Genomic DNA, 11,986 nt, shown 5'->3' with positions numbered 1-11,986 from the left:
TTTAAACTTTTCTAAAAAAAAATCACCTATCATTTCAATTCTACTTCAGCTCCTATATCTTCAAATCTTTTCTTTAAATTTTCTGCTTCTTTCTTATCAATAGACTCTTGAAGAATATTTGGAACATTATCTACTAATTCTTTGGATTCTTTAAGTCCTTTACCAGTAATTTCTTTAACTAATTTTACTACAGATAATTTAGAATTTCCTGGAGATTTTAATATTAAATTAAAAATATTTTTTTCTTCTTTTTCTGAATTTTTTTCTTTATTTTTAGGAATATCCATAGATGTTTCTAAAAAAGTATTTGACGGTTCAATCCCATATTTTTTTTTTAAAAAAATTGATAATTCATTAACTTGTTTTACAGTAAGATTAACTAATTTTTCTGCTAGCTTTTCTATCATTTTATTATTTTTATTATTTATAGAAATAAATTATTATAGAATCATTATCATCACATCACGATGATAATGATTCTATAATTTTAAATATTTTATATTCACCTAATTTTAAGGAAAAAAGTATTTTTTCAATTGGAAATTGAAGAAGATTCAAAATATCAATTATAAGATCTTTTTTAGATTTAAAATTAATTAATATATCCAAATCTTTATTTCCAAAATAAAAAGATTTTTCTACATATGCAGCTTTTAAATAAGGTTTTTCAATTTTTTCTTTAAAATGAAATTTTTTTATAATTTTTGATGGTAACCCTCCTAAATTAGATGATAAAATCGAGGTATTTCCATTTAAAATAGGGAAAAAAGAATCTAATTTTTTATTTTTAATTTTTTCTAAAGCTTTTTTCAATAAAGTATTTTTTACTACTCTCATTTGAATAAAAAATTGATTAAAATTCTTTCTAAGAATAGAAATTTGATTAGAATTTAAATCGGAAATATCAATTAAATATATTGTTTCATTATCAGATAATATAGAAATTAATTTTAATAATTCTTTTCTTTTTTTTTCTTTATTCATTTTTTTAAAAAACTTTTTGAATCTAATAATATACTAGGACTCATAGTCGTAGATAAATAAATTTTTTTTATATAAAATCCTTTCGAAGAAGATGGTTTACTTCGGATAACCTCGTTTATAAAAATTTTTAAATTATTCAATAAATATTTAGTTGAAAAAGAGACTCTTCCAATAGAAGAATGAATAATACCATAACGATCTGCTTTAAATATTATCTTTCCAGATTTAATTTCTTTAATCGACTTTCCTGGATTTGTAGATACTGTATCTAGTTTAGGATTTGGCATTAACCCTCTTGGACCTAATATTTTTCCTAAAGTTCCTAATTGATTCATCACAGATGGAATAGCTACTATTACATCTATATCAATCCATCCAGACTTAATTTTTTCTATATATTCTAATCCTACATAATCCGCTCCAGCTTCTTTAGATTCCAATTCTTTATCTTTAGTTACTAAAGCTAAAACACAAATATTTTTTCCTATACCATGTGGTAATAATACAGTTCCTCGTACTATTTGATTTGACAAACGTGAATCTAACCCTAGACGAATAGAAATATCTATCGATTCATCAAATTTAGAAAAAGAAATTTTTTTAATAAGAGTAAAAGCTTCTTCTAAAGAATATTTATTATTCTTATCTATTTTTCCTAAAATTATTTTTCTATTTTTAGTTAATTTTTTTGACATGATAAAAAAAAATAAGAATATACTTTTATTTTTTATAAATTTCGATTCCCATAGAACGTGCAGTTCCACATATCATGGATATAGCTGATTTAATTGAATAACAATTCAAATCTTCCATTTTATTTTTTGCAATCATTTTAATTTGATTTAAACTTATTTTTCCAATTTTAGAACGATTTGGTTCCTTAGATCCTTTTTCTACTTTAATTATATTTAGTAACTGAATAGATATTGGAGGTTTTTTAATTATAAAAGAAAAAGATTTATCCTCATAGATAGTAATAATTACTGGGCAGATTTCCCCCTTTCTTTCCTTAGTTTTTAAATTATATTTTTTACAAAATTCCATTATATTTACCCCAGAACTTCCTAAAATTGGACCAATAGGTGGTGATGGATTAGCATTTCCACCATTGATTTTTTGTATTTTTATTTTTTTAACTATTTTTTTACCCATTTTTACTTTTAATTAAATTTTTTCTATTTGTGTAAAATTTAATTCTAAAGGAGTTTTTCTTCCAAAAATTAAAACTGCTAATTCTAATTTTCGTTTTTCTTCATTAATTTTTTCAATAGTTCCATTAAAACCACTAAAAGGACCATCTATGACTTTGATAGTTTCACCAATTATAAATGAAATACTAATATTTTCATAATTTTCGGATAATTGATCCATTTTTCCCAACATTTTATTTACCTCTTCTTTTCGCATAGGAATAGCAGATCCTCCTTTTCCATCACTTAAAAAATTAATAACACCTGGAACATTCTTAATTGCGTGAATAGTTTCTACTTCAAGATTTGTTTCTATCATGACATATCCTGGATAATAAACTTTTTCCCTGTGAATTTTTTTTCCTCTTCTCATTTGTATCACTTTTTCAATAGGAACTAAAACCTGACCTATACATTCTTTAAATCCATTATTTATTATTTCATTTTCAATATATAATTTTACCTTATTTTCTTGACCACTAATAGTTTTTAAAACATACCATTTTCTTTCTAAATTACTCATCTAACTTTTATATTTTTATAAGGAAAACAATTTTTTAATAAAAAAAATAAATAGACCATCTACACCATATAAAAATATGGATAAAAATATAGAAAAAAACGATACTATTAATGTAGTAATTTGTAAATTTATCCACTTAGGCCATGTAATGCAATAAAAAAATTCATCGTAAATCCCCCAAAAATAATTTTTTTTTTTCAAAATTATATACGATAATATATCTATACGATTATGCACGGATGGTAAGGTTCGAACTTACGACCTTCGGTTTTGGAGACCGATGCTCTACCATCTAAGCTACATCCGTTTTATTTTTTTTAAAAAAAATTATTAATCCATAAGTTTAATAACTTGCCCAGCACCAACTGTTTTACCACCTTCACGAATAGCAAAACGCAAATTTTCACTTAAAGCAACCGGTTGATGTAAACTAACTTCCATAGAGATATTATCTCCCGGCATCACCATTTCTATACCTCCTAATAAATGTATTTCTCCCGTAACATCAGTTGTTCTTAAATAAAATTGAGGACGATATTTTTCATGAAAAGGAGTATGCCTACCACCTTCTTCTTTCGTAAGAATATAAACTTCTGCTTTAAATTTTTTATGAGGTTTTATAGATCCCGGTTTTCCAATGACCATTCCACGTTTTATATCTTTTTTTTCTATTCCACGCAATAATAAACCTACATTATCTCCAGCTTGTCCACGATCCAATATTTTACGAAACATTTCCACTCCTGTTACTGTAGATGATAATTGTTTTTCCCAATATCCTATAATATCTACTAAATCTCCTGTATTTATAATTCCAGTTTCAATACGACCTGTAGCTACGGTTCCTCTTCCCGTTATAGTAAATACATCTTCGATAGGCATTAAAAATGGTTTATCCATTTCACGAACTGGATCTGGAATATATTCATCCAAAATATTCATAAGTTCTTGAATTTTTTTAATCCATTTTTCTTCTCCATTTAAAGCCCCCAAAGCGGATCCTTGGACAATAGGAATATTTTCTCCATCATACTCATATTTGGATAGTAATTCACGGATCTCCATTTCTACTAATTCTAATAATTCTGGATCATCTACTTGATCGACTTTGTTCATAAAAACAATTATCTTAGGAACACCAACTTGACGTGACAATAAAATATGTTCTCTTGTTTGAGGCATTGGTCCATCCGTGGCCGCAACTACTAAAATTGCACCATCCATTTGAGCAGCTCCCGTAATCATATTTTTAACATAATCTGCATGTCCAGGACAATCTACATGAGCATAATGTCTTTTTTTTGTTTCATATTCTACATGAGAAGTATTGATAGTAATTCCTCTAGCTTTCTCTTCTGGAGCATTATCAATTGCATCAAAACTTTTTTCTTCTGCAAGTCCCATTTTTGACAACACTTTTGTAATGGCTGCTGTTAAAGTAGTTTTTCCATGATCTACGTGACCTGTAGTCCCTATATTTAAATGTGGTTTGTCACGTTTAAATTTTTCTTTTGCCATGATAAATAATAATTTCTAACAATTTTAATAATTTTCAAAAAATTTAAAAAAAAGCCAATGGCGGGATTTGAACCCGTGCCCTCTTCCTTACCAAGGAAGTGCTCTACCTCTGAGCTACATTGGCCATAATCATAATTGGAGCGGAAGACGGGATTCGAACCCGCGACATTCAACTTGGAAGGATGATGCTCTAACCAACTGAGCTACTTCCGCTTTTTTTATTATACGATTACTATATAAAAAAAAATGGGGAGAGCAGGATTCGAACCTGCGAAGGCTGAGCCAACAGATTTACAGTCTGTCCTCGTTAACCGAACTTGAGTATCTCCCCAAAAAAAAGCCGGAGGAGGGATTCGAACCCACGACACCGAGATTACAAATCACGTGCTCTGACCATCTGAGCTACACCGGCTGTTTGGTTTCGTTCAAAACAATTTTCTACCAATAAATAATAAAAATCAGGTAGGTACAAATCTATGGAGATTTTTATAATTATCAAAAAATCTTTACATGTTTAATTTTTTTTTAAAAATTAACAATAAAATAATTCCAATAGATATTATAAAATCAGAAAAATTAAAAACTGGTTTAAAAAATTGAAAAATTAATATCCTCCAAAAAAATGGAGTCCAAGAAGGAATATAAATATTAAAAATAGGAAAATAAAACATGTCAACTACACATCCTTTCATCAAGGAAGCATACCCACCATTCCAAGGGAATATATTTGAAATTCCAGAATAAGAAATCCATTTATGAGATTCTTGATTGTAAATGGTACCTGTATCAAATAATAATCCATATAAAAAACTATCTAAAAGATTACCGATAGCTCCTGAAAGGATAAAAATAGTTGGAATAATTAAATAATTTGAAGATTTCTTCTTTATATTTTTATAAAGAAAAAAAAATATGAATAAAACTACAATAAAACGAAAAAAACTTAAAAGAATTTTTCCAAAATATCCAGGAGCAATAGATATACCATATGCCATTCCAGGATTTTCTACAAAAAAAAATCCAAAAAAAATGAAAAATATCGGAACTCCTTTTCCTAGTTCAAAGTGAGTTTTTATATAAATTTTTAAAATCTGATCTATTAAAATAATAGGAAAAATACTTAAAAATATCTTTTTCAAAAAATTAAAAATTTACTTTTTTTGATTTTCTACCTGTCTCTTCCCTTCAATACTTAAAGTAGTATGTGGAACTGCCATAAGACGTGCTTTAGGTATCAATTTTTTTGTAATACGACAAATTCCGTAATCTTTATTTTCAACTCTAATCAAAGCAGAATTTAAACTTTGTATAAATTTTTTTAAATGTTCCAAAATTTGAGCATTTTGTTCTTTACTAAGTGTTTCAGATCCTTCTTCAAAAGCTTTAAATGTAGGATAAGTATCATCTGTACCATTATTTTGATCATTATCAAAATTATCTTTAAGAATTGATAAATCTTTTTTTACCTTTTCTAATTTTTTAAGTATAAGTTTACGAAATTCTTTTCTTTCTTCCATCGAATATCTTTGTTTGTCTGGCTCTTTCATTTTTATGTATTTTCGATTTTTCGAATTAATATATATATTGGATTTTTTTCAAAATCGATTTTTACGCCTTTTTTTTCCTATATTTTTTTTCTAAAAAAAATAATCTACTGCAAGAGTCTCTTTACAAAGAAAGTTTTTATTCTTCTGTATAATAGATTGTATTCTTTGAATAGCATTTATATATATAAATATTTTGTCAATAACCTGGTAGTTACACTTTTTTCTTAATTCTTGTATATATCTAATTAATTCTCTTATAACACCTTCTTCCCAAAGAGAATTCGTAATATGTAAATCTAAAGCTATTGTAAGTTCATTATCAAATATGACAGACCAATTTTTAATAAATTCGGTAGTAATTTTTACATCGTTTAAAAATAATATAAATTTTTCTCCTTGAAGAAAAAAAATATATTTTTTTTTATATTCGATTTCTTTAATTTTATCTTGAGTAAATTTTTGAATTATTTCCGATATGATTGGAGTTTTATTTCCAAATCTAGAACCGATAGATTTATAGTTTGGTTGAATATATTTAACTGATTCTAAATCATTATAAGATTCCATAAATTCAATATTTTTTACATTTATTTCTTGTTTAAGAATTTCAGATATTTTTTTCAATTCAAAACGTATTTTTTCATCACGAATTAAAATGAGTAATTTTTTCAAAGGTTGACGAATTTTTATTCCATTTTTTTTTCTTATAGAAAAACTCATAGTAGTAATCCTTTGAACTAAAAGCATTCTTTTTTCTAATTCTTTATTTATAAATGATAAATCATAGATCGGAAAATTAGTAAAATGAATACTTTCAAAAGTTTCTCTTTTTGTGATAGAGTTTAGGTCAATATATAATTTTTCCGAAAAAAATGGAGCGATAGGAGATAATAATTTAGAAATTGTAATTAAACATTTATAAAGTAATTGATATGCTACAATTTTATTATTTGTATATTCTTCTTTCCAAAATCTTCTACGACATAGTCTTATATACCAATTACTTAATTGATCTAATACAAAAAATGAAATAATACGAGAAACTTTAGTAGGATTATAATCTTTATAAGATTCATCTACTTTTTTAATCATTGTATTTAATTCAGAAAGTAACCAAAGATCTAATTCAGTGTAATTTTTTAAAGAACAGTCTTTTTCTTTATAGGAAAATCCGTCTATATTAGCATATAAAACAAAAAAAGAATAAACATTATAAAGTGTTCTAAAAAATTTATTAATTCCTCTATCAATTCCTTTTATATCAAATTTTAAATTATCCCAAGGTTCAGAATTAAATATAATATACCAACGTATTGCATCAGCCCCATAATTTTCTATTAATTCAAAAGGATTGATAGTATTTCCTTTACTTTTAGACATTTTATTTCCTTTTTTATCTAATACTAAACCAGTAGATAAAACATTTTTATATGCTATAGAATTAAATAATAATGAACTAATAGTATGTAATGTGAAAAACCATCCTCTTGTTTGGTCAATCCCTTCCGCAATAAAATCTGAAGGAAAAAATTGATATTCATCAATATATTTTCTATTTTCAAAAGGATAATGAAATTGAGCATATGGCATAGCTCCAGAATCAAACCATACATCTATTAAATCCGATTCTCTCTTCATTGGAGCTCCTTTACGAGAAACCAATATAATTTTATCTAAAAAATGTTTATGCAAATCTATTTTTTCATAATTTTCATCTCTCATATCATCCGGAATAAAATTTTCTAATATATTGTATGACATAAACTCATATTCAATAGATTTTTGAATTTCTAAAAATAATTCTTTAATAGATCCTATAACTAATTCTTCTTTTCCATCTTTTGTTCTCCAAATTGGTAAAGGAGTCCCCCAATATCTAGAACGTGATAAATTCCAATCTCTTATATTTTTCAACCAAGTATCAAAACGTTTTTTTCCTATAAATTTAGGAATCCAATTAATTTTTTTATTTAAAGAAATTAATTTTTCTCTTATTTTTGTTGTTTTTATGAACCATGAATATAAAGGATAATAAAGAATAGGTTTTTCAGTTCTCCAACAATGTGGATAAAAATGTGTATACATTTCTACTTTGAAAAGTTTTTTTTCTTTTTCAAGAAAGGAAACTATTTCATGATCTACAGAAACTAGTTTTGTATTTATATTAGTATTAAAATCATTTTTAACATATTTTCCACTAAATCCATGAGGATAACAATTTAAAAATTTTCCTTGCATATCTACTAAAGGAATAGGAATATTTTTTTCATTTAAAATTAACATAGATGGAATGTTATTTTTTTTAGCTATTTTTAAATCATCTATTCCAAATGTAGGAGCTATATGAATAATTCCAGTTCCTTCATTTTCATTAACATAACCATCACCATTTATTATTTGAAAAGCATTGTTTTCTTCTTGATAAGGTTTAAACCAAGGTAATAATTGTTCATATCTACTTTTAAAAAGATCTTTTCCTTTGAATTTATATGCTATATAATAAGGAATTTTATTTTTATTTTCAATTTTTGATCGATCAAATTCATAATTATTTGATACGGAATAAAATTTATTTGGTAATAATATTTTATAAATTAATTTTTCAGCTAAAATAATGTTCTCTTTTAAAAAATTATAAGGACAATAAGTTTTTACTAAAACATAATCTATATCCGATCCAATAGCTAATGCTGTATTGGATGGAAGTGTCCAAGGAGTAGTAGTCCAAGATATTAAATATATATCTCCTAAAAACTTTTGAATTTCTTTTGGTAAAGTACTTTTTATCGCTTTAAATTTTAAAGTAGGAGTTATTTGTTTTACTTTTTTATAGGTTCCTGGCATATTTAATTCATGATAACTTAATCCGGTACCTGCTGCTGGAGAATAAGGTTGTATAGTATAACCTTTATAAATAATTTTTTTTTTATATAATTTTTTTATCAACCACCATACACTTTCTATATATTTAGTTTTATATGTTATAAATGAATTTTTAAGATCTATCCAATATCCTATTTTATTTGTAAATTTTATCCATTTTTTCATTGATTTTTTGACAAAATATTTACAAATATTATTATACTTTTCTATACTTATATTTTTTCCTATATCATTTTTAGTAATTCCTATTTTTTTTTCTACATTAAGTTCTATAGGTAATCCATGAGTATCCCATCCCGCTTTTCTAATTACTATCTTCCCTTTAAGAGTATGATATCTACAAAATATATCTTTTATAGTTCTAGATACTGTATGATGAATACCAGGACTTCCATTTAAAGAAGGAGGCCCTTCATATAAAATATGATATGAAGATCTATCCTTTTTATTAAGATTTTTTCTAAATTGAAAACTTTTTTGAATAATTTTATTTTTTTCCCAATATTGAGTTATTTCTTTAGAAATACTTTTGAGATTTAATTTTTTATATTCTTTAAATTTTTTTAACATAATAAATTCATATTTAAAAAAAAAGGTTTTTATTTCCTTAATTAAACTTTTTATATTATAAAAAAATCCCCTACTTTATTTTTAAATACTATTAGGTATGAATAAAGACCAAAATACTTTAATAAAGCAAGAAAAAACTCCATTAATTAAGCAATATAATGATATAAAATCTAAATATCCAGATGCTATATTACTATTTCAAGTAGGAGATTTCTATGAAACTTTTGGAGAAGATGCTATAAAATGTTCTAAAATATTAAATATTGTTTTAACTAATAGATCTAGTAAAAAAAAACATTCTATTATTCATTTAGCTGGGTTTCCTTATCACTCTTTAAATGTTTATTTACCAAAATTAATACGATCAGGACATCGTGTAGCTATTTGTGATCAACTAGAAGTACCAAAAAAAGGAAAAAATATTGTAAAAAGAGGAGTTATAGAATTAGTTACACCAGGAATATCGATAGACGAAAATATATTAAAAACCAAATCAAATAATTTTTTAGCTTCTATTCATATAGGAAAAAAAAAATTAGGTATAAGTTTTTTAGATATTTCTACAGGAGATTTTTTTATAGCGGAAGATAATAAAGAAAGTATATTACAATATTTAGAACATTTTAATCCAAGTGAAGTTCTTTTTCAGAAAAAAGAAAAAAATTTTTTTGAAAAATTTCTAAAAGACAAATATTATACTTTCTTAATAGAAGATTGGATGTTCAATTATTCATTTTCATATGAAAAATTGACATCTCATTTTAAAACAAACTCTTTAAAAGGTTTTGGAATAGATAATTTAAAACTTGGTATTACTGCTTCCGGTGTTATATTAAACTATTTATACGATACCCAACATTATAAAATAAAACATATTTCTAATATAAAAAGAATAAAAAAAGAAGAACATATGTGGATTGATGATTTTACATTTAAAAATTTAGAAATATTTCGTTGTTTGGATAAAAATGGGGTATCCTTAATTGATATTATAGATAAAACTATAACTCCTATGGGAGGTAGATTATTAAAACATTGGATACATTTTCCTTTAACAAATATTATTCATATACAAAAACGTTATGAAATAGTAGAATTTTTTTTTTCGAATATTTCTATTCGTTCATTTATTCAAAAAAAACTTAAAGAAATTTATGATATAGAACGAATAATTTCTAAAATGACTATTGGAAAAATTTCTCCACATGAAATAATTAGATTACATCAATCTTTAACAGCTATAGTTCAAATACAAAAAAAAATTTTTTCAAATAAAAAATATAAAACTTTTTTAGAAATTGTAAATTCATTTCAAAATTGCAATATAATATCCCAAAAAATTCTGGATACAATAGATCCGAATACACCATATCATATAGAAAAAGGAAATGTAATAGCAAAAGGGGTTTCTAAAGAATTGGATAATATTCGTAATCTATATTTTTCCAAAAAAGAATACTTGGAAAAACTATGTAATAATGAAAAATTAAATACTGGAATTCATAATTTAAAAATTGGATATAACAATATTTTTGGATATTTTTTAGAAATTAAAAAAACAAAAAAATACAATATACCATCTCATTGGATACAAAAACAAACATTAACTAATTCCGAAAGATACACAACTGAAGAATTAAAAAATTATGAGTTACAAATTTTAAATTCCGAACAAAAAATACTTTCTATCGAAAAAAAAATTTTTTATGATCTAATTAATCAAATTTTAAAATATATAATTCCTTTACAAAAAAATGCAAAAATAATTGCGGAATTGGATGTATTATGTTCCTTTTCACTTTCTGCATTAGAAAATTATTATGTAAAACCAGAAATCAATCATTCGTTTAGATTATGTATCAAAAAAGGAAGACATCCAGTTATTGAAAGGCAGTTTATTTCAAAAAAATCCTATATCCCTAATGATGTCATTTTAAATAAAAAAAATCAACAAATTATTATAATAACTGGGCCAAATATGTCAGGAAAATCTGCTATTCTTCGTCAAACTGCTATTATTATATTAATGGCCCATATAGGTAGTTTTGTGCCTGCTAAACATGCAGAAATAGGATTAGTAGATAAAATATTTAGTAGAGTAGGTGCATCCGATAATATTTCTTTAGGAGAATCTACTTTTATGGTAGAAATGAATGAAATGGCAAATATATTAAACAATTTTTCTAAAAGAAGTTTTCTAATTTTAGATGAAATTGGACGAGGTACAAGTACTTATGATGGAATATCTATAGCTTGGTCTATTGTTGAATTTTTACATAAAAGTCCTTTTAGACCTCTTACCTTATTTGCAACTCATTACCATGAATTAAATAAAATAAGTTCTTTTTTTCAAAGAATCCAAAATTATCATATATCTGTAAAAAAAATTTATGAAAATATTATTTTTATGCGAAAAATGATTAAGGGTGGAAGTGAACACAGTTACGGTATTCACGTAGCAAAAATTTCAGGAATTCCTATAGAAATTATCCATAGAGCAAAGGAAATATTAAAAAATTTTGGATAAAAAAAAAGTTTTAGAAAAAAGAAAAATGAAAAATAATTTTTTATATAAAAAAAATCCTTTTTTAGGTTAAAAAAAATAATTAATTTTTTTAAAAAATTTATTGGATAAATAAAAATTTAGACATATATTATGTTACATTTTTTTTATTTTAACATTATTTTCGAATTCGCGAGAATAGCTCAGTTGGTAGAGTACGACCTTGCCAAGGTCGGAGTCGCGGGTTCGAATCCCGTTTCTCGCTTTT

At 24.8% G+C, this 11,986-nt stretch carries 11 protein-coding genes and 6 tRNA genes; 2 read left to right on the top strand and 15 right to left on the bottom strand.

The features are described 5' to 3' along the window. Nucleotides 1–29 precede the first annotated feature (29 nt). The 15 genes from rplL to ileS all read right to left on the bottom strand — a co-directional run bounded on the left by rplL (nt 30) and on the right by ileS (nt 9,215). On the bottom strand, nt 30–407 hold the full coding sequence (rplL, locus tag BLBCPU_RS00845) for a 50S ribosomal protein L7/L12 (RefSeq protein ID WP_014246113.1): 378 nt from the start codon (nt 405–407) through the stop codon (nt 30–32). 55 nt (nt 408–462) lie between these two features. Further along, complete coding sequence (gene rplJ, locus BLBCPU_RS00840) at nt 463–984, bottom strand: 50S ribosomal protein L10 (RefSeq protein ID WP_014246112.1); 522 nt, start codon at nt 982–984, stop codon at nt 463–465. Next, on the bottom strand, nt 981–1,679 hold the full coding sequence (gene rplA / locus BLBCPU_RS00835; protein WP_014246111.1) for a 50S ribosomal protein L1: 699 nt from the start codon (nt 1,677–1,679) through the stop codon (nt 981–983). The genes rplJ and rplA overlap by 4 nt, the downstream gene beginning before the upstream one ends. A 25-nt stretch (nt 1,680–1,704) precedes the next feature. Further along, nucleotides 1,705–2,136, bottom strand: a complete 432-nt coding sequence (gene rplK, locus BLBCPU_RS00830; protein ID WP_014246110.1) for a 50S ribosomal protein L11 — start codon at nt 2,134–2,136, stop codon at nt 1,705–1,707. A 12-nt stretch (nt 2,137–2,148) separates the two neighbouring features. Then, a complete protein-coding gene (gene nusG / locus BLBCPU_RS00825) occupies nt 2,149–2,697 on the bottom strand; it encodes a transcription termination/antitermination protein NusG (protein ID WP_014246109.1) in 549 nt (182 codons plus the stop codon). 15 nt (nt 2,698–2,712) lie between these two features. Next, the gene (locus BLBCPU_RS00820; protein ID WP_254044407.1) at nt 2,713–2,934 is read right to left on the bottom strand and encodes a preprotein translocase subunit SecE; all 222 of its coding nucleotides are present in this window, start codon (nt 2,932–2,934) and stop codon (nt 2,713–2,715) included. Then, nucleotides 2,932–3,004, bottom strand: a tRNA-Trp gene (locus BLBCPU_RS00815). The genes BLBCPU_RS00820 and BLBCPU_RS00815 overlap by 3 nt, the downstream gene beginning before the upstream one ends. A gap of 23 nt (nt 3,005–3,027) precedes the next feature. After that, nucleotides 3,028–4,215, bottom strand: a complete 1,188-nt coding sequence (gene tuf / locus BLBCPU_RS00810) for an elongation factor Tu (RefSeq protein WP_014246107.1) — start codon at nt 4,213–4,215, stop codon at nt 3,028–3,030. A gap of 52 nt (nt 4,216–4,267) precedes the next feature. After that, nucleotides 4,268–4,339 (bottom strand) — tRNA-Thr (locus BLBCPU_RS00805). 12 nt (nt 4,340–4,351) lie between these two features. Then, nucleotides 4,352–4,428, bottom strand: a tRNA-Gly gene (locus BLBCPU_RS00800). A gap of 34 nt (nt 4,429–4,462) precedes the next feature. Then, a tRNA-Tyr gene (locus BLBCPU_RS00795) sits at nt 4,463–4,546 on the bottom strand. 7 nt (nt 4,547–4,553) lie between these two features. Then, a tRNA-Thr gene (locus BLBCPU_RS00790) sits at nt 4,554–4,627 on the bottom strand. Nucleotides 4,628–4,721: 94 nt separating this feature from the next. Continuing rightward, nucleotides 4,722–5,354, bottom strand: coding sequence for a lipoprotein signal peptidase (locus BLBCPU_RS00785; RefSeq protein ID WP_014246106.1), 633 nt, complete (start codon nt 5,352–5,354; stop codon nt 4,722–4,724). Between the two features lie 12 nt (nt 5,355–5,366). Further along, a complete protein-coding gene (locus tag BLBCPU_RS00780) occupies nt 5,367–5,762 on the bottom strand; it encodes a TraR/DksA C4-type zinc finger protein (RefSeq protein WP_014246105.1) in 396 nt (131 codons plus the stop codon). Between the two features lie 90 nt (nt 5,763–5,852). Then, entirely contained in the window at nt 5,853–9,215 is a 3,363-nt protein-coding gene (gene ileS / locus BLBCPU_RS00775; protein WP_014246104.1) for an isoleucine--tRNA ligase, read from the bottom strand. A 97-nt stretch (nt 9,216–9,312) separates the two neighbouring features. Here ileS and mutS point away from each other — a divergent pair, with 97 nt between their 5' ends. Both mutS and BLBCPU_RS00765 read left to right on the top strand, forming a co-directional pair. After that, a complete protein-coding gene (gene mutS, locus BLBCPU_RS00770; protein ID WP_014246103.1) occupies nt 9,313–11,742 on the top strand; it encodes a DNA mismatch repair protein MutS in 2,430 nt (809 codons plus the stop codon). 168 nt (nt 11,743–11,910) lie between these two features. Then, nucleotides 11,911–11,983: transfer RNA gene (locus BLBCPU_RS00765), tRNA-Gly, on the top strand. Nucleotides 11,984–11,986 lie beyond the last annotated feature (3 nt).

Origin of the sequence: Blattabacterium sp. (Cryptocercus punctulatus) str. Cpu, assembly GCF_000236405.1 — a bacterium.
In the GTDB taxonomy this organism is placed as follows: domain Bacteria; phylum Bacteroidota; class Bacteroidia; order Flavobacteriales; family Blattabacteriaceae; genus Blattabacterium; species Blattabacterium punctulatus.
The sequence above is the reverse complement of the archived record's forward strand: the minus strand, read 5'-3'. Positions and strand labels throughout refer to the sequence as shown.